The organism is Pseudonocardia sp. DSM 110487 (assembly GCF_019468565.1).
GTDB lineage: Bacteria > Actinomycetota > Actinomycetes > Mycobacteriales > Pseudonocardiaceae > Pseudonocardia.
In genome coordinates this window covers 5,445,245-5,463,007 of the sequence record NZ_CP080521.1, presented here as the reverse complement: position 1 = coordinate 5,463,007, position 17,763 = coordinate 5,445,245, and the positions used below count along the sequence as shown (strand labels likewise).

The following is a 17,763-nucleotide window of genomic DNA, read 5'->3' as shown; positions in this document are numbered from 1 at the left end:
GCCCGCGCACGGGCCCGCGGCGTCGGCTCCGCGGAGGCATTCCGCCTACGCCCGCCGGCGTACTCCCCCGGAGTCAGCCGGCGCCGGGTGGCGGGGGTGGTGGTGGGACCGAGCCACTGCTGATCTGCAGCACCACGGTCTCCTCGGGCAGCGCCGTGCCCCGGGGGGACTGACCGACGATGGTGCCCGCGGGCGCGGCGTTGTCGACGGTGCCGGTGGTGACCGGGAATCCGGCGCGCTCCAGCATGGCGCGGGCCTCGGCCTCGGGACGCCCGATGACGTCGGGGATGCGCGTGGCCTGACCGCCTGCGACGTAGCGCGGGTCGGTGGGTGGCAGCGGTTCGACGGGGCGCGCGGCGAGCAGGGGCGTCATGGTGCCGTACCAGGTCTGGGCCGGTGTCTTGCCACCGAAGATGTTGCCGACGCGGCAGGCGAACGGCGCGCCGGGGCCGTCGCAGAGCGGCCGGGGGTTCGACGAGTTGTCGAACGTGATGACGGCGCCGGACATCTGCGGCACGACCCCGAGGAACGCGGCGGACTGGTGCACCTGGGTGGTGCCGGTCTTGCCTGCCATCGGCCGGTTCCAGCCGACCTGGCCCGCGGCGCCTGCCGCCGTACCGCCGGGCTTGTCGTCCTTGGAGAGCCCCGTGAGCAGCGTGTTGGCCAGGCCCGGTTCGACGACCTGCTCGCAGGCTGCCTCTGGCACCGGCACGGCGTTGCCGGCCGAATCGGTGATCGACTCGACGGGACTCGGCGGGCACCACTTGCCCGCGCTGGCGAGCGTGGCGCCGACGTTCGCGAGCTCGAGCACGCTCGTGGGGGTCACCCCGAGCGTGAACGAGGCCTGGCGCTGCGCCTTGGTGACTTCGGCGATCGAGCGGTCGGTCGGGCGCCCGGTCGCCGGGTTGACGAACGGGGTGGTGGCGAGCGAGCGCATGCCCAGCCGCACGGCCATGTCGACGACTGGCGGGACGCCGGTGAACTCCTCCAGCCTGATGAACGCGGTGTTGGGCGACTGCGCGAGTGCGTCGGTGAGCGACAGCCGAGGGGGGTAGCTGCCGGCGTTCTGCACGGGGATGGGGCGGCCGGCGCCGTCGCGGTAGATCGGCGAGGCGTACCCGCCGGGCGGCACCTCGATCTGGGTGTCGATGCCGAGTCCCTTCTCCAGCGCGGTGGCCGCGGTGAAGACCTTGTAGACCGAGCCTGCGCCGAGGTTCACCGGCTCGTAGGGCAGCCCGTAGCTCGTCTGGCGCGCTGCGGCGTCGAGGCCGAAGACGCGGCTGGACCCCATCGCGAGCACCGGGTGCTTGTCGCCGCCGGGCGCGACGATCGCCATGACGTCGGCGGCGTCGGGCGAGTCCGGTGGCACCTGCGCCTTGAGCGCGGCGTTCATCGCCGCCATCGCGTCCGGGTCGAGGGTGGTGTGCACGGTGTAGCCGCCACGGGCGAGCTGGTTCTGCGAGATACCGGCCGCGGCCAGGTAGTGCAGGACGTAGCTGCAGAAGAAGCCGTTGTCACCGGCGCCGATGCAGCCGTTGGGCAGGGTGTTCAGCGGCGAGGCCACGCCGAGGGGGCTCGCGAGCGCGGCCTGCGCCTGCTCGTCGTCGATCATACCCTGCTCGAGCATGAGCTTGATGACCAGGTCGCGGCGTTCCTGCGCGGCCTCCGGGCGGCGCACCGGGTCGAATCCGCTGGTGCTGCGCACCATGCCGGCGAGCAGTGCGGCCTGCGGGATCGTGAGCCGGTCGGGGGTGACCCCGAAGTAGGTGCGGGCCGCAGCGGCGATGCCGTACGCGCCGTTGCCCCAGAACACCGTGTTCAGGTAGCGGCTGAGGATCTCGTTCTTGGTGAGCTGGCGCTCGAGCTGCAGCGCGCTCTGCACCTCGCGCAGCTTGCGCGCGGGCGTCTGCTCGACCGCCTGGAGCTGCTCGGTGGGGCTGTTGGCCAGCACGTAGAGCGTGTAGTTCTTGACGTACTGCTGCGTGAGGGTGGACGCGCCCTGCTCGATGTCGCCGGATGCGGTGTTGGCGAGCACGGCGCGCATGGTGCCGGCCCAGTCGACGCCGTCGTGCTCGAAGAACCGCCGGTCCTCCACCGCGATGAGCGCGGCGATCATCGCGGGGGCCACCTTGTCGACGGTGACGAGCTCGCGGTCCTGGGCGAACAGGTGGGCGATCGGGGTGCCGCGGCTGTCGGTGATCGTGGTGGTCTGGGGGAGCGCGCCCGTGATGAGCTGGGCGGACAACCCGCTGAGGCTGTCGCTCGCCTGGTTGGCCGCGAGCCCCGCGCTCGCGGCCAGCGGATAGGACACGCCCGCCACGAGCACACCGGCGAGCAGACAGAGGCCGAGCAGCAGCCCGACGCACCGAATGATCAGACGGCCCCGCACACCGCCAGACCGTAGCCGCGGCCACGTCATGTCGCAGTCAGAAATATTGCAGTTTGGAATCTTCTCGTGCGCCCGCGCGCTCAGCCCAGGACGGGGAGACGGGCGGCGATCGGGCCGGCCTGCGCGGCCTGCTCCTCGTCCGGCACGAGGCGGCCGGTGGCGATCAGCACGGTCGTCTGGTCGTCCCACGGGAGCGGGCCTCCGGCGAGCTCCTCCAGGGTGGCGCGGGCCAGCCCGAGCGCGGTGGGCACGGGCGCCGGGAGGATGAGGTCGGCTCCGAGGTCCAGGTGGTGGACGGCGAGCTCCAAGGCCCATGTGGCCAGGAAGTCGCCGGTGCGCATGGTGTGGCCCTGGATCGCGACGACGCCGTCGGGCAACGCGTCGACGGCGGCGGCGAGCGCGTCGGCGGTGGGGCGCAGGTGCGCCACGATCCCGGTCGGGCTGCGGTAGGCCGCGCCCATGGCCCTGACGAACCGCACGTGACCCACGGGGCTGGCCGCGGAATGGGGCCCGGCCGGGGTGCTCCAGTAGCTCGCGGCGTCGATGTCGGGGGCGCGGTCGGTGGGGCTGACGACGCCGAGCAGCATCTCCTGCAGGCCGAGGTGGACGTGGACGAGCACGTCGCCCACCGTCCAGCCCCGGCAGCGGCTGCCGACGAGCAGCTGGTCGTCGTCGAGCCCGTCGGCCACGGCCCGCAGCGCCTTCATCGCGTCGAGGAACCCGGTGCGCCCGGCGTCGTGGTCGACCTGCACCCGGAAAGGCTAGTGGGTCCGGGCGGGGCGTCACCCGGCGTGTGCGGGCCGAGATGGGGGTGCGGCGGCGTGCTACGGGCGCGGCACCGGGCCGGTGGAGCTGCGCACCACCAGCTCCGGGCGCAGCAGCAGGGACCCGCCGTTGGGTGGGCTGCCGCCCCCTTCCACGCCTGCGCGCAGGTGGGCGAACGCGGCGTCGGCCATCGCAGGGAGCGGCTGGCGGATCGTGGTCAGCGGTGGGGTGGCGAGGTCGGCCAGGACGATGTCGTCGAAGCCGACCACGGACAGGTCGGTGCCCACGGCCAGCCCGGCGTCGCGGGCGCCCGCGATGATGCCGAGCGCGCACATGTCGTTGATCGCGACGATCGCGGTGGGCGGCCGGCCGCTGGCGAGCAGCTCGCGGGCGGCGGTGCGGCCGAGGTCGGGGAAGTCGAGGTCGCCGAAGCGATCCCCGTAGTGGTCCTGGGTGCCCCCGGACCAGACGACCGCGTCCTCGGTGCTGAGGCCGTACTCCTCGAGGGCGGCGTCGAAGCCGCGGAACCGGGCGCGCCGGTTCACGCTGCGCAGGGAGCCGGAGACGAAGGCGAGCGTGCGGTGGCCCAGCTGCAGGAGGTGCCGGGTGGCGAGCTCGGCGCCGACGGCGTTGTCCACGGAGATGTTCACCAGCGACGGGGGATCGCCCGCCTGGGCGGTGCGGTCGAAGGCGATGAGGGTGAGCCCACGCTCCACGAGCGGAAGCACGTGTTCCAGCGACGGCAGCGACGAGCACAGCACCACGCCGCGGATGCCGTCGGCCCACAGCTCCTCGAGGTAGTCGCGCTCCCTGGCCGGCTCGCGCTCGCTGTTGCACAGCAGCACGCGGTAGCCGGCCTGCAGCGCGGCGGCCTCCAGGTGGCGCGCGAACGTGCCCCAGAACGGGTTCGCCACCGACGGCACCACCAGCCCGAGCACCTGGGAGCGGCCGGTCCGCAGCTGCCGGGCCGGGCCGTTGGGGCGGTACCCGAGCCGCGCGATAGCCTCCTCGACGCGCTCGCGGGTCTGCGGCAGCATCCGATCGGAGCGGCCGTTGAGCACGTTCGACACCGTGCTCGGGGAGACGCCCGCTTCCGCGGCGACCTGGTGGATCGTCACACTCAACGCGCCTCCTCCGGCGTTCACAGCCCGGGCCATGTCGATCGTTGACAGGGCATGAGGGCGCCCCTAGTTTGGTGCATCGTTGCAATGGTGCAACGTTGCAGTGGTGAGCGCCACCCGTCCGGCCGATCCACACCGCAGTGGAGGGGAGCTCAACGATGACCATCCGACGCCGGTCCGTCCTGCGGGCCGCGGCGGCCTCGGCGGCCGGCCTCGTGGTACTCGCGGCGTGCGGCGGCCCCGCACCTGGCAGTGGGGGAGACGGGGCGGTGAGCGGCGAGATCAGCCTGCTCACGCCGATCTTCCAGGGCGCGGACGGCGCCGCCGTACTCGAGCAACAGATCGCCGCGTTCCGGCAGCGCTACCCCGACGTGACGGTGAAGCCGGACTACAGCGACTACAACAACCTCAACGAGAAGCTGACGGCCTCGATCGCGGGTGGCCAGCCCTACGACGTGATGCTCATGGGGATCGGCTGGATCCCGCCGTTCGCGGCCAAGGGCGTGCTCGCCGACCTGGGCAAGGACCCCGCCCAGCTCGCGTCGCAGTACTACAAGCCCGTGGTGGACGCAGGCGTCTACGAGGGCAAGGTCTACGCGTTGCCGGTCATGCTCGACACGCGGATCGGCATCTACCGCAAGGACCTCTTCGCCGAGGCCGGTATCACCGAGCCGCCGAAGAACTTCGCGGAGATGCGCGAGTACGGGCGCAGGCTCACCCAGCGCGCACCCGACGGCACGCTGGTGCGCGCGGGGCTGGACGTGCTCAGCATCGATCCTCGGCAGGCGTTCGAGACGTTGTTGTGGGCCAACGGGGGTGAGCTGTTCGCCCCCGACGGAAAGCCCGCGTTCAACTCGCCACAGGGTGTCGGGGCGTTGCAGTTCATGGTCGACGTCTTCCAGGCCGACCGCAGCGAGGACATCGGTTTCACCCAGCCGCAGTCGCCGACCGGCAACGTGATGGCCCAGGGGCGGGCGGCGCTGATGGTCGGCCACCACAACTTCTGGTCCGAGATCGAGCGGACGGCTCCCGACCTGATCGCCCAGGACAAGATCGGGTTCTTCGTGATCACCAACGAGCGCCCGGCCGTGTTCCAGGGCGGCACGCTCGCCACCGTGGCGGCGCAGAGCCGCAACCCGGCCGCGGCGAAGGCCTTCGCGGAGTTCCTCGCATCCGAGGGGCCCATGCTCGCGGCGAACGAGCAGCGGGGCAACATTCCGGCGCTGCGGTCGCTGGAGTCCTCCGAGTTCGTGCAGGGCAACAAGGCGATCCAGTTCGCCATGGCGAACCTCGACAACGCCTACTCCGAGGGCGGTGTGCCGGCCTGGCTCGAGATCCGCAACGGGTTCAAGGCCGCGATCGAGAGCGCGATGCTGGGTCAGAAGACCCCGCAACAGGCGCTCGACGACTTCGCGGCCGAGGCCACGGCCGCCACCGGGTGACCCGCATGAGCACTGCAACGGCTCCTACCGCCGCCCGGGCGCGCCCTCCTGCACCCCGCGCCCGGTACCGGCGCTTCGGCCACGAGCGGCGCCGCACCGCGTACCTGATGCTCGCCCCGGCGCTCGTGCACCTGGTGTGGTGGATCGGCATCCCGACCGTGGCGACGTTCGTGCTGGCGGTCACCCACTACGACATCCTCGCCGGGACGATGACCTGGGCCGGCCTCGACAACTTCGTCGCGGTCCTCTCGAACCCCACGTGGTGGACCGCGGTCTGGCACACGCTCGTCTACACGTTCTTCACGGTGCCCGTCGCGATGGCGATCGCCGTCGTCATCGCCGCATTGCTCAACGCGAAGCTGCGCGCACGGGCGTGGTACCGCACGGCGATCTTCATGCCGCACATCACGGCGACCGTCGCGATCGCGCTGGTCTGGGCGTGGATGTACGAGCCGAATGTCGGGGTGATCAACGGGGTCCTGTCGTGGTTCGGCATTCGCGGCCCCGCATGGGCCGCCGACCCGACGTGGGCGATGACCTCGGTGATCCTGATGAGCATCTGGAAGGGCATCGGCCTGAAGATGGTCATCTACCTCGCGGCGCTGCAGAACATCCCCGAGGAGCTGTACGAGGCGGCGGAGATCGACGGCGCGAGCGCGGTGCGCCGGTTCGTCTCGATCACGCTCCCCCTGCTGGGGCCCGCCACCTTCTTCGTCTTCATCATCTCGCTGATCGACTCGTTCCAGGTGTTCGAACAGTTCTACGTGCTGACCCCGCGGGGTGGGCCGGCGAACGCGACGACGGTGATGACCTACGAGATCTACGAGTCCGCGTTCCAACGGTTCGACATGAGCACGGCGAGCGCGCAGAGCGTGGTGCTCTTCGCCTTCCTGCTCGTGCTGACGATCGTCGGCAGGCGCATCACCGGGAGAGACGATGCTTCCTGAGGTGGGGCTGCCTGAGTCGGGGGCGCCCGGGCCGGGGCGGACGGGGGGTATGCCCCGGCCCGGGCAGGTTGTGCTGCACGCGGTGCTGATCCTGCTGTCGCTGGTGATGGTCGCACCGTTCGTGTGGATGGTGCTGACGTCGCTCAAGACGAGCGAGGAGGTACTGGCCTACCCGCCGACGCTGCTGCCGAGCGTGTGGGACTGGGCCAACTACCCCGAGGCCCTCGAATGGGCCCCGTTCGGTACCTACTTCCGCAACAGCCTGGTCATCGCCGTCTCGCACACCGTCATCAACGTGGTCATCGCCGCGATGGCCGGCTACGCGCTCGCGCGCGTCGAGTTCCGGGGACGGTCGCTGTTGATGCTGCTCGTGCTCGCGGCGATGATGATCCCGACGTTCTCGAAGATCGTGCCGCAGTACTTGATCGCGAAGACCATGCCGTTCTTCGGCGGCAACGACTTCCTGGGCCGCGGCGGCAGCGGCTGGCTGGACTCGTGGTGGGGCCTGATCGTGCCGGGCGCCGTCACCCCGCTGGCGATCTTCCTGTTCCGCCAGTTCTACCTGTCGCTGCCCCGCGAGCTCGAGGAGGCGGCTCGGATGGACGGGCTGAGCGAGTTCGGCATCTTCGCCCGGGTCATGACCCCCTTGATGAAGCCGGCGATCGCAACGGTCGCTCTCATCACCTTCGAGAACAGCTGGAACAACTTCGTGTGGCCGCTGATCGTCACGCGCAGCAACGACCTGCGGGTCATCCAGGTCGGGCTGGCCGCGTTCCGGGAGACCGACCGGGTGCTGTGGGAGTACCTGATGGCGGGGACGGTGCTCGCCACCCTCCCGATGATCGTGTTGTTCCTGTTCACCCAGCGATACTTCGTGCAAGGCTTCGCCACGGCAGGAATCAAGTGAGCAAGGAGATCGTGTGAGTTTCGATCTGACGGGCCGTCGCGCCCTGGTCACCGGCGCAGGTCACGGCATCGGCGCCGGTATCGCCGAGGCACTGGCGGCCGCGGGCGCCGACGTCGTCGTGCACTACGGGCACTCCGGGGGACCGGCGGCCGAGGTGGTCGAGCGGATCGGCGCGCTGGGGCGCAAGGCCACCGCGATCGGCGCGGACGTCACGGTCACCGCCGAGGTCGACCGCCTCGTCGACGAGGCCGTGGGCTTCCTCGGCGGCCTGGAGATCCTCGTGACCAACGCGGGGCACCTCGTCGGGCGCTCCCCGGTGGCCGACATGACCGACGAGCACTTCAGCAAGGTGGTCGAGGTCAACCTCGGGTCCACGTTCCGCACCGTGCGCGCCGCGATCCCGCACCTCAGGGCCGCCGGCACGGCCGGGCGCGTCGTCACGATGGCCTCGCTCGCCGCGCACAACGGCGGCGGCACCGGCGCGGCCGTCTACGCCGCCTCGAAGGCCGGGGTCATCGGGTTGACCAAGGGCCTGGCCAAGGAGCTCGGCCCGGCCGGGATCACGGTCAACGCGCTCGCCCCCGGGTTCATCGGCGGCACCGCGTTCCACGACACGTTCACCCCGCCGCAGGCGCAGCAGGCGATGGTCGGCGGGATCGCGCTGGGCCACGGTGGCACGGTCACCGACGTCGCAGGCGCGGTGGTCTGGCTCTGCTCCGACGAGGCCGCGTTCATCAACGGCACCACCATCGACATCGACGGGGGCGTCGGCTTCCGGTGAGCCCGATCGTCCTGCCGGGTGAGCGGGGCGGCTGGTGGCACCACTACGTCTGCCCTGCCCACGGGGTGGAGCTCGAGCACGTCGGCCTGCTCACCGGCGAGTTCCCCTCCGGCGGGGCACCGTGCGCGCACGGCTGCCGGATCGACACCGCCGACGTGCGCGGCGCCTGGACCGTGCTCGCCCACCAGGCGTGCGCGCGGGCGATCCTCGCGGCCGCGTCGGGCTCGCCGGACGAGCGGGCCGCCGCCACCGCGCTTCTGCGCGAGTACGCCGACCGCTACGCGGCGCTGGGCACCACCGGGCACAACGGCGCCGCGGGCTGGATGCTGCGCGGGCGCCTGTTCCAGCAGGCGCTCACCGAGGCGATCTGGGCCGTGACGATCGGGCGGGCCGCGCGGCTGCTCGGCGACCCGGTGCCGGAGCTCACGGCGGCGCTGGCGGAGGCCGCCCGCGTGGCCCGCGACTCACTGGTCGCCGAGGGCCGCTTCCGCTCCAACTACACCGCGTGGCTGGACGCGGCGGGCGCGGCGTGCACCGGGAAGCCCGAGTGGCTCGACGGCCGGCACGGGATCTTCGCGCACGTGGTCGCCGCGACCCACCCCGACGGCTGGGAGTGGGAGGCGAGCACCTACTACCACTCGTTCGTACTGCGGGCCTACCGGCACGCGATCAAGGCCGTTCCCGGTGTGAAGGTGCCGGCCACCGTGCGGGGGCGGATCGAGGCGATGGCCGACGTGCTGCGGGTGCTCGTGACGCCCGGCGGGCTGCTGCCGTCGTTGCAGGACGGCCCGTACCGACGTGCGGAGTGGGACCGGGAGCTCGCCGAGCTGAACATGAAGCCCGCACCACGGCGTCCGGTCACGGTGTACCGGGACGCCGGTTACGCCATCCTGCATGCGGCAGGCGTGCAGGCGATCGTCGCCTACGGGCCTCACGGCGGATCACACGGTCACCTCGACACGCTCTCGCTCTACCTCTACGGCGATGCCGTCCCGTGGCAGCCCGACCCGGGGCAGGTCCCGTACGGGCACACGCAGTGGCGCCGCTACTACGCCTCCACGGCGGCGCACCCCACGTTCTCCGTCGACGGCCTCGACCAGGCCGAGTGCGCGGGGGAGCTGGTGAGCGCCGGGTCGGACGAGATCACCGTGGCGTGCGGCACCGCATACGAGGGCGTGAGCGCCGTGCGCCGGGTGGCGCTGGCTCCCGACGGCACGCTGCGCGACGAGCTGTCCGTCACGACCGACCGGCCCCGGCGGATCGCCGCGCACCTGCGTCCGGACGCGCCACTCACGGTCCGCACCGGCCAGGACGGCGAGGTCCACACCGGCTGGGACGCGGGCCTGCAAGGAACGCACACGGCGTCGGGCGCGGCAGCGCGGTTCGTCGCCCGCCCCGGCCCTGGCCCGGCCGACGACCCGCAGCGCACCCGCACCCACGTCGACTGGGTGGCCGAGGACGCCACCACCGTGACCTTCCGATCGACCTACCGCGTGGAGAGGTAATGGAGCCGCTCCTGATCGCCGGCCGCGTCGACGAGCTACGCGCCGCCCTCACCACCACCCACGCCGCGCAGTGGCGGCGGCTGGCCGAGCAGTGCGACTGGTACCGCGGCCAGACCCCGCCGCCCGAGCACCCGACCGCGAGCATCACCTACTTCGGCCCCGCGGCGGCCAACCTCGCCCTCGCCTACCGGCTCACCGGGCAGCGCGGGTACCTCGACGAGGCGTGGCGCTGGATCGGCACGGCCATCTCCTACCCGCACTGGGGCAAGGCCAAGCTGCCCGACCACGACCTGGACGCGGGGTGGCTGCTGCACGGGCTGTCGCTCGCGTACTCCTGGCTGCGCGACGACCTCCCGGCCGACCGCGCCGCCGCGCTGCGCGCCAAGCTGGAGCTGCAGGGGGAGCGGCTCCACACGTTCGCGGTGGAGACCGAGGGCACCTGGTGGTCGTCCAGCTTCTGGCAGAACCACAACTGGATCTGCTACGCGGGCCTCGCCACCGCCGGATACGCCCTCGACCGGCCGGAGTGGACCGCACGGGCCAAGGAGAACTTCGCCCAGGTCCTCGACCTCATGCCGGCCGACGGGTCCGACTCCGAGGGCGTCGTCTACTGGCGCTACGGCGTGCCGTGGCTCGCGATCTACCTCGACCTCATCCAGCGCACCGAGGGCGTCGACTGGTGGCGCCGCGGCGAGTTCATGGCCAACACGTTCACCTGGCGGCTGCACCAGTGCGCGCCCGGGTTCGAGGAGAACGTCGACCACGGCGACTGCCACGACCGCCGCAGCGGCCACAGCGTGGCGCTCTACCACCGGCTCGCGTCGGCCTACGGCGACGGCCGGGCCCAATGGCTCGCCGACCGGGTCGCGCGACGGCACTTCTGGCGCGAGGCCTACGCATCGGGCGTCAAGCCCGGCGTGATGCCCGAGGCGTTCTACGAGCTGCTCTGGTACGACCCGGCCGTCGCCCCGGTCGACCCGGCGAGCGAGCCCACCGCGGCCTACTTCCCGGACCTCGGCCAGGTCACCGCCCGCACGTCATGGGCCGACGACGCCGCGTTCGTCAGCTTCAAGGCCGCCCCGGGCGGCGGGCACACCGCGTGGGAGACGGCCGAGCGGTTCCGCCGCGAGCGCGGCTGGGAGACGCTGTCCGCCGGCCACCACCACCCCGACGCCGGGGCGTTCGTGCTCGCCGCGCACGGCGCGTTCCTCGCCGTCGACTGCGGCTACAGCAACGCCAAGCGAGCGGCCGAGCACAACCTCGTGCTCGTCGACGGGCAGGGCTGGGCGGGGGAGGGCCGCTACCACGTCTACCAGGGCCTTCCTCACGAATCGCAGCCCCGTGTGCGGGATGTCGCGATCGTCGACGGGTGGGTGCACGCCGTGGCCGAGTCGGCGGCGATGTTCGATCCCGCGCTCGGCGTGCGGCGGGTGGACCGCACCCTGGTCGTCACCCCCCGTGGCAGGCTCGTGCTGCTAGACCGTCTCGCCGCGGACGAGCCTCGGGAATGGACGTTCCTGCTGCACAGCGACTGGCCCGCGGAGCCGGTGGACGGCCGGTGGGCGATCCGCTCGGGCTCGGGCATGGCCTGGCTGACGGCCCTCGGATCTGATGCTCAGCGCGTGGAGCAGGCCGACACCGCGATCGAGGCCAACCCCACCGGCAGCACCCCCAGCCTCCGGATCACGAAGACCCTGCGCACGCTGCGGATCACCACCCCCCGCCAGGCCGAGGCGGTGCTCCTCACGGCCTTGGAGCCGACGGCCGCGCTGCACCCGGCGCCCGCCCGTGCCACGGCCGTGCCCGACGGGGTCGACTTCGGCGATGAGCAGGTACGCCTCCCGGCCGGCGGGGGAGCGATCCTGACAGCCGGAGCGCGGGTGACCCGGGTGTGACCCGAGCTCCCCGCCCCGAACGCCTCGCACTTCCCGACGAACGGCGCGTTCGTCGGAACACGGAAGGGAGGGGGTGGGCCGGAGCCGTGCTGCAGGGCCTCGAGTGGGTCGCCCATCCGGCGCTCGCCGGCGCCGCGTTCTGCCTGCTCGCCCTCGGGATCGTGACGTGGTTGCCGGCGCTCGCGGCCGTTGCGGCGGCGCTGGACCGGTGGCGCCGCGACGGGGACACCCGCGTCTTCACCGGCGTCTTCGCGGCGTTCCCGGGGTACTGGCGGGCGCTGTGGCGCCACGCCATGGCGGCCACCGCGGCCCCGGCGGCGATGGTCGCGGCGATCGCGTTCCTCGCCGGGCGCCCAGAGCCCATGGCCATCCCGCTGCTCGCCGTGCAGGTCGGGGGGCTCGCCGCGTTCGCCGTGTTCCACCTCGCCTTCGCCGTGGTCGCCGGGCACGACCCGGCGGCCCGGGCGAGCTGGCGCGCCCGCGCCCTCCTGCTCGCCTTCGGCTCGCCGCGCCGTTGCCTCGTGCTGCTCGCGGCGCTGGTGCTCGCCCCGGTGGTCGCGCTGCCGCTCGCGGTGGGCCCGCTGCTCTTCGGCCCGACTCTGCCCGTCGTGTGTGGCCTGCTACTCCTGGATCGGGCCGCCGCCAACCGGTGATCCGATCTCCATACCGACGATCCATCAAAATAGGTCGATACATCAACCACGTTTGATGTATAGTTCTGGACTATGGGCATCGTCGCCGACCCGCCTGCCTTCGTCCGGCTGGCGGCCCACCCGGTGCGCTGGCGGCTGCTCTCCGCGCTCGCGGGGAGCGACTACCGGGTGCGCGAGCTCGTCGCTCTGGTCGGCGAGCCGCAGAACCTCGTCTCCTACCACCTGAAGTTGCTGCGCGACGGTGGGCTGGCCACGGTCACGCGCAGCAGCTTCGACGGCCGCGACAGCTACTACCACCTCGATCTCGACCGGTGCGGTGCAGCGTTGGCCGAGAGCGCGGCCGCCCTGCACCCGGCGTTGCGCCGCGACGTGGCGCCCACGATCCCCGGCGGGGCGGTGCTGTTCGTCTGCACGGGCAACAGCGCGCGCTCGCCGATCGCGGAAGCACTGCTGCGCCGCCACACCGGCGCACGGGCCACCGTCACCAGCGCAGGTAGCAGGCCTCGACCGGAGCTGCACCCCCACACCGTCCGGGTGCTGCGCGAGGAGTTCGGCGTCGACGTCTCCGGCCAGCGCCCGCGGCACCTGGACAGCCTCGCCGGCCGAACGTTCGACTGGGTGGTCACCATGTGCGACAAGGCCCGCGAGGTCTGCCCGGACTTCGGCCGCACCCGGCGGGTGCACTGGAGCATCCCCGAGCCGGCCGACGATGCCGCGGCGTTCCGGCGCACCGCGGCCGAGATCGACACCCGCGTCCGGTACCTGTTGCCGGCGTTGGGCACCGCCAACCGCGAGGAGGCAAGGCGATGACCACATCCGATCAGTACGCGAGCGTCCGGTACGTCGTCGACGACGTGCAGGCCGCCGTCGACTTCTACACCTCCCACCTCGGCTTCACGGTGAACATGAACGCCGCACCCGCGTTCGCCGACGTGCTCCGCGGCCCGCTGCGGCTGCTGCTGTCCGGGCCCACCAGCTCCGGCGCCCGGGCCACCCCCGACGACGCCGCTTCTGCCGGCCGCAACCGGATCCATCTCATCGTCGACGACCTGGACGCCGAGGTCGCCCGGCTCCGCGACGCCGGCCTGCCGTTCCGCAGCGACCTGGTCAGCGGGCCCGGCGGGCGCCAGATCCTGCTCGCCGACCCGGCGGGCAACCTGGTCGAGTTGTTCCAGCCCGCGCCGCGGCCCTGACCCGGTCAGCCGGCGTCGGTGCGCGCCGCGACCAGCCGGTCGTAGGCGCCGACGAGGTGGTTCTCGATCGCCTCGACGGCGAGGGCTGGGTCGCCCGCGGCGACGATGTCGCGCACGGCGCGGTGCTCGGGGTGGGCGATCTCGTGGAAGTCCCTGCGTGCGAGGTGGCGATCGTGCAGGAACATCGCGACCTGGCTGCGGATCTGCTGCCACGACCGCTCCAGCCGTGAGTGCTCTGCGGCGCGCACCAGCACGTCGTGGAAGGCGAGGTCGAGCTCGACGGCGACGGCGGGGGAGTAGTCGGCGTCGAGCTCCCGCATGCGGTCGAGGATGGCGTCGAGCTCCGCGAGGTGGTTGGCGGTGAGCCGACCGCACGCCCGCTCGACGGCGAGCCGCTCGAGCGCGCGCCGCAGGGTGTAGACCTCCTCGGCGTCGGCCGTGGTCAGTGTGATGACCTGCGCGCCGCGGTGGCGCCGGAGCACGACGAGGCCCTCGCGTGCCAGCTCGACGAGTGCCTCGCGCACCGGGCCGCGGCTCATCCCCAGCGCGGTGGCGAGCTCCGCCTCGCGCAGGTGCACCCCCTGGGGCAGGACGCCGGTCGTGATCATCCGGCGAATCGCGGGCACGACGGTGGCGGCCAGCGCCGGGCTGGGTTCGGTCTCGATGGTGAGCTGGTCGAGGGGCCCGGGCACAGCGACTCCCTTGCGTTCGAAAGCGCGTTGATTGTTAACAATTGACTTTTGACGAAGCCAGGCCCAGGCTACCCGCAGATCGCCGGCCGCTCGACGAGGAGGGCGCGATGACCATCGAGATCGACGGGCGTCACGAACTGTGAGCGCTCACATGACGGCACCGGCCCGTGGCGGCCCTCCTGCCGTGACCGCAGCCCCACCCCGCGGTCCCCGCGACCGCAACGCGGCGCTCCGCCGCAGGAACCTGTGGATCTGGGCGTTCCTCATGCCCACCGTGGTGCTCTACGGCCTATACACCGTCTACCCGATCATCGCGAGCTACTGGTACTCGCTCGTGGAGTGGAACGGGTTCGAGGCCGAGCAGCGCTTCGTGGGGATCAGCAACTACGAGGCCGTGCTGGCCGATCCCGGGTTCTGGAACTCGGTGTGGGTCACGGTCGTCTTCATGCTGCTCGTGGCGCCGGCCCGGATCGTCCTGAGTCTCCTGCTGGCGATCGTGCTCAACTCGCCGAAGCTGCCGTTCGCCGCGCTGTTCCGGACGGTCTACTTCCTCCCCGTGGTGACGACGACGGCGATCGTCGGCGTCGTCATGCAGTTCATCTTCGATCCGTCGAGCGGCCCCATCAACGCCGCACTGCAGACGCTCGGGCAGTCGAAGGGGATCAACTTCCTCGGTGAGTCCGGACTGGCCCTCCTGACCGTCTCGGCCGTCTACGTGTGGAAGTTCTTCGGGATCACGATGATCTATTGGCTGGCCGCCCTGCAGACGATCCCACGCGACCTCTACGAGGCGGCGACGATCGACGGCGCCTCCGCCGTGCGGACGTTCCGGCACATCACACTGCCCCTGCTGATGCCGTTCCTGCTCATCATCACCGTGCTCACGATCGAGGACACGTTCCGCGCCTTCGACCTGATGCAGTCGATGACCGGCGGCGGACCGTTCTTCGGCACCGAGGTCATCGAGATCTACATCTACCGGTGGGCATTCGCCGCCTCGATTCCCCAGCTGGGCTTCGCGTCGGCGGCCGCGGTGCTGTTCGGCCTGTTCGTGATGGTGTTCGGCTTCTTCCAGTTGTGGGCCGTGTACGCCGCTCGGCGCCTGAGGGAGGCGACCCGATGAGCACCGCGACGATCGCGACGGCGAAGGTGCCCCGCCGCGCACGCAGCCCGTGGGCGGCGTTGCGGCGCCTCCCGTGGTGGGGCGCGGTCCTGCTGCTCGCGCTGCTCGGACTGCTGTGGATCTACCCCTTCGGGTGGATGGTGTCGGCCTCGCTGAAGAGCTCGACGGAGGTCTTCAGCGGCGGCGTGGGCCTGTGGCCCGAGGTGTTCGTCTGGGAGAACTACGCCCGGGCATGGGACGACGCCGGCTTCGGGCGCTACATGCTGAACACGGTGATCGTCACCCTGGCGACCGTCGTAATCGTGGTCGTCCGCTGCGCGCTGTGCGGGTACGTGCTGGGCCGCTACCGGTTCCCTGGGTCGCGGATCATCGTGGGGATCCTCGTCGCCACGCTGTTCGTGCCGACCGGCTACACGATCATCCCGATCGTCAAGCTGTCGCTGGAGCTGGGTGTCCTCAACTCGCTCACCGGGATGATCCTTGCCCTCGGCGGCGCGGCGAACGTGTCGTTCATCCTGATCTACGCGGGCTACTTCCGGCAGCTCCCGAAGGAGCTCGAGGAAGCGGCGATCATGGACGGCGCGGGCTTCTTCCGCGTGTTCTGGACCATCATGCTGCCGTTGTCGATGCCGGTCACGGCCACGGTCGCCCTGCTCACGTTCCTGGCCACCTGGAACGCCTTCTTCCTGCCGCTTGTCTTCTCGTTCAGCCGCCCGGAACTGCGCACCCTGAGCGTGGGGATGCAGGCGTTCGTGGGGGAGAACGCCACCGACTGGTCGGGAATGGCCGCGGCGGGCGTCATCTCGATCGTCCCCATCGTGGCGCTCTTCCTGTTCCTGCAGCGCTACTTCGTCGAAGGCATCGCAGGCGCCGTCAAATCCTGAGAGTCCCGACACGCACTCAACGAGGAGTAGATATGTCCGGAATCAGCCGTCGGGCCTTTCTCGGCGCCAGTGGTGCCCTCGCCGCCACGACCCTGCTCGCCGCCTGTGGGGGCGGCGCGGGCGGATCCTCGGGCGGAAGCGGGCTGCGGTGGTGGGACCACTACAGCGCGCTGCAGAACTTCCACGAGGACTGGGCGCAGCGCCAGTCGCAGGCCATGGGCGTGAGCGTGGAGTACACCTACAACGACGTCACCCGGGCGATCGAGGCGCTGCAGCTGGCCAACCAGGGCAAGCAGTTGCCGGACGTCTACACGAACATCCTGAACATCCCGCTCGCCGCGCTGGTGCGGGAGGGGTGGGTCCACGAGCTGGCCCTCTCCGACGAGGTGAAGGCGCGGCTGCCGGAGGGCGCCCTCACCGAGGGGATCACGAACATCGACGGCAAGGTGTACGGGCTACCGCTGTTCGCCTTCCGCCAGTACGCCGCCGCCACCTGGTTCAACCGCGACATCGTCGCCGCGGCGGGGATCGATCCGGCCAACCCGCCCACCAGCTACGACGCCTTCCGCGACGCGTGCCGCCGGATCGCGGCGCAGGGAGAGGTGCCGATGATGCTGGCGCTGGGCGGGAAGGCGCGGATGCGGGAGCAGATCAACGACATGGCGTGCGCCGCGGGCTTCCCCGGCTTCGAGGGGCGGCTGTTCACCACCGGGGAGTTCGCCTACCACCACGACGCCTACGTCACGGCCATCGACTTCTGGAAGGAGCTGAACGACACCGGCGCGATCATCCCCGGCGCCATCAACTTCACCGTGGCCAACGCGTGCACCCGGTGGGCGGCCGGGACTGCGGGCTTCTTTCCCGACGGGCCGTGGTGCGCAGGCGGGGTCAAGGCCGTCAACCCGGAGTTCGTGCCGACCATGGAGGTCGGCCCGATCCTGACCCCCGAGCCCGGTACGCAGCCCGTCGTCTACCGCGGGGCGCCGGCGTCGCAGATCTTCGTCGCGGGCAGCACCGCCGACCCCGGGCACGCGATCGCTCTCGTCAGCTCGTTCACCACGCCCGAGTACCAAGCGGGCCTCGCCGCGGGCATGGACCAGCCGCCGATGAACCTCGACATCGTCGAGACGGCCGACGTCACCGAGCCGTACCGGCGGGTGGTCGGCTACTTCCGCGATCAGGTGAAACGCATGCCGGAGGCCGTGGTGCGCAATCCGCAGGTCGCCGCGGTCGAGGCGCTCGAGAAGCCCATCAGCCCGGACCTCGGGGACATCGTCCAGGGCTACCTCGGCGGCAACATCCCCGATCTGCGCGCCGCCCTCCGCCAGCTCAGCGACGCGTCCACCGCCGACCGGGAGCGCGCCTTGAAGCAGGCCACCGATGAAGGCGCCCAGGTCTCTCTCGACGACTGGGCGTTCCCCGACTGGCAGCAGGCCACCGACTACGTCTACGCCTGATCCGAGAGG

The 17,763-nt window shown here is 71.5% G+C and carries 16 protein-coding genes; 12 read left to right on the top strand and 4 right to left on the bottom strand.

Going from position 1 to position 17,763, the window contains the following annotated elements; genetic code table 11:
• Nucleotides 1-73: 73 nt before the first annotated feature.
• The 3 genes from K1T35_RS25495 to K1T35_RS25485 all read right to left on the bottom strand — a co-directional run bounded on the left by K1T35_RS25495 (nt 74) and on the right by K1T35_RS25485 (nt 4,272).
• Nucleotides 74-2,389, bottom strand: a complete 2,316-nt coding sequence (locus K1T35_RS25495; RefSeq protein WP_255620691.1) for a transglycosylase domain-containing protein — start codon at nt 2,387-2,389, stop codon at nt 74-76.
• 80 nt (nt 2,390-2,469) lie between these two features.
• Complete coding sequence (locus K1T35_RS25490) at nt 2,470-3,141, bottom strand: maleylpyruvate isomerase N-terminal domain-containing protein (protein WP_220254206.1); 672 nt, start codon at nt 3,139-3,141, stop codon at nt 2,470-2,472.
• A gap of 72 nt (nt 3,142-3,213) precedes the next feature.
• Complete coding sequence (locus K1T35_RS25485; protein WP_255622675.1) at nt 3,214-4,272, bottom strand: LacI family DNA-binding transcriptional regulator; 1,059 nt, start codon at nt 4,270-4,272, stop codon at nt 3,214-3,216.
• A gap of 161 nt (nt 4,273-4,433) precedes the next feature.
• Between K1T35_RS25485 and K1T35_RS25480 the strand changes: the two genes are divergently transcribed.
• The 9 genes from K1T35_RS25480 to K1T35_RS25440 all read left to right on the top strand — a co-directional run bounded on the left by K1T35_RS25480 (nt 4,434) and on the right by K1T35_RS25440 (nt 13,598).
• On the top strand, nt 4,434-5,717 hold the full coding sequence (locus tag K1T35_RS25480) for an ABC transporter substrate-binding protein (RefSeq protein WP_220254204.1): 1,284 nt from the start codon (nt 4,434-4,436) through the stop codon (nt 5,715-5,717).
• Between the two features lie 5 nt (nt 5,718-5,722).
• Nucleotides 5,723-6,664, top strand: a complete 942-nt coding sequence (locus K1T35_RS25475) for a carbohydrate ABC transporter permease (RefSeq protein ID WP_220254203.1) — start codon at nt 5,723-5,725, stop codon at nt 6,662-6,664.
• Between the two features lie 49 nt (nt 6,665-6,713).
• Nucleotides 6,714-7,571, top strand: a complete 858-nt coding sequence (locus K1T35_RS25470) for a carbohydrate ABC transporter permease (protein WP_220254202.1) — start codon at nt 6,714-6,716, stop codon at nt 7,569-7,571.
• 13 nt (nt 7,572-7,584) lie between these two features.
• Entirely contained in the window at nt 7,585-8,352 is a 768-nt protein-coding gene (locus tag K1T35_RS25465; protein WP_220254201.1) for an SDR family NAD(P)-dependent oxidoreductase, read from the top strand.
• A complete protein-coding gene (locus K1T35_RS25460; protein WP_220254200.1) occupies nt 8,349-9,857 on the top strand; it encodes a heparinase II/III family protein in 1,509 nt (502 codons plus the stop codon). Before K1T35_RS25465 ends, K1T35_RS25460 begins: the two co-directional genes overlap by 4 nt.
• Nucleotides 9,857-11,752 (top strand): heparinase II/III family protein, encoded by a 1,896-nt coding sequence (locus K1T35_RS25455; protein WP_220254199.1) that lies wholly within the window; start codon nt 9,857-9,859, stop codon nt 11,750-11,752. Before K1T35_RS25460 ends, K1T35_RS25455 begins: the two co-directional genes overlap by 1 nt.
• An 86-nt stretch (nt 11,753-11,838) precedes the next feature.
• Entirely contained in the window at nt 11,839-12,405 is a 567-nt protein-coding gene (locus K1T35_RS25450) for a hypothetical protein (protein ID WP_220254198.1), read from the top strand.
• Between the two features lie 78 nt (nt 12,406-12,483).
• Nucleotides 12,484-13,215 (top strand): ArsR family transcriptional regulator, encoded by a 732-nt coding sequence (locus tag K1T35_RS25445; protein WP_220262849.1) that lies wholly within the window; start codon nt 12,484-12,486, stop codon nt 13,213-13,215.
• Entirely contained in the window at nt 13,212-13,598 is a 387-nt protein-coding gene (locus tag K1T35_RS25440) for a VOC family protein (protein ID WP_220254197.1), read from the top strand. The genes K1T35_RS25445 and K1T35_RS25440 overlap by 4 nt, the downstream gene beginning before the upstream one ends.
• A 5-nt stretch (nt 13,599-13,603) precedes the next feature.
• On the opposite strand, the gene K1T35_RS25435 is transcribed toward K1T35_RS25440, so the two are convergent.
• Nucleotides 13,604-14,290 (bottom strand): GntR family transcriptional regulator, encoded by a 687-nt coding sequence (locus K1T35_RS25435; RefSeq protein WP_220254196.1) that lies wholly within the window; start codon nt 14,288-14,290, stop codon nt 13,604-13,606.
• A 184-nt stretch (nt 14,291-14,474) separates the two neighbouring features.
• On the opposite strand from K1T35_RS25435, the gene K1T35_RS25430 reads away from it, so the two are divergent.
• Genes K1T35_RS25430 through K1T35_RS49055 form a run of 3 tightly spaced genes read left to right on the top strand, consistent with a single transcriptional unit; the run spans nt 14,475 to nt 17,754 of the window.
• Entirely contained in the window at nt 14,475-15,413 is a 939-nt protein-coding gene (locus K1T35_RS25430) for a carbohydrate ABC transporter permease (RefSeq protein ID WP_220254195.1), read from the top strand.
• On the top strand, nt 15,410-16,297 hold the full coding sequence (locus K1T35_RS25425) for a carbohydrate ABC transporter permease (RefSeq protein WP_220254194.1): 888 nt from the start codon (nt 15,410-15,412) through the stop codon (nt 16,295-16,297). The genes K1T35_RS25430 and K1T35_RS25425 overlap by 4 nt, the downstream gene beginning before the upstream one ends.
• A 32-nt stretch (nt 16,298-16,329) precedes the next feature.
• Nucleotides 16,330-17,754 (top strand): ABC transporter substrate-binding protein, encoded by a 1,425-nt coding sequence (locus K1T35_RS49055; RefSeq protein ID WP_255620690.1) that lies wholly within the window; start codon nt 16,330-16,332, stop codon nt 17,752-17,754.
• Nucleotides 17,755-17,763 lie beyond the last annotated feature (9 nt).

What these genes read in the sequence shown, in the direction of transcription:
- K1T35_RS25480 (WP_220254204.1), top strand. Translation starts at nt 4,434, where the DNA reads ATGACCATCCGACGCCGGTCCGTCCTGCGGGCCGCGGCGGCCTCGGCG.
- K1T35_RS25475 (WP_220254203.1), top strand. Translation starts at nt 5,723, where the DNA reads ATGAGCACTGCAACGGCTCCTACCGCCGCCCGGGCGCGCCCTCCTGCA.
- K1T35_RS25470 (WP_220254202.1), top strand. Translation starts at nt 6,714, where the DNA reads ATGCCCCGGCCCGGGCAGGTTGTGCTGCACGCGGTGCTGATCCTGCTG.
- K1T35_RS25455 (WP_220254199.1), top strand. Translation starts at nt 9,857, where the DNA reads ATGGAGCCGCTCCTGATCGCCGGCCGCGTCGACGAGCTACGCGCCGCC.
- K1T35_RS25440 (WP_220254197.1), top strand. Translation starts at nt 13,212, where the DNA reads ATGACCACATCCGATCAGTACGCGAGCGTCCGGTACGTCGTCGACGAC.
- K1T35_RS25425 (WP_220254194.1), top strand. Translation starts at nt 15,410, where the DNA reads ATGAGCACCGCGACGATCGCGACGGCGAAGGTGCCCCGCCGCGCACGC.
- K1T35_RS49055 (WP_255620690.1), top strand. Translation starts at nt 16,330, where the DNA reads ATGTCCGGAATCAGCCGTCGGGCCTTTCTCGGCGCCAGTGGTGCCCTC.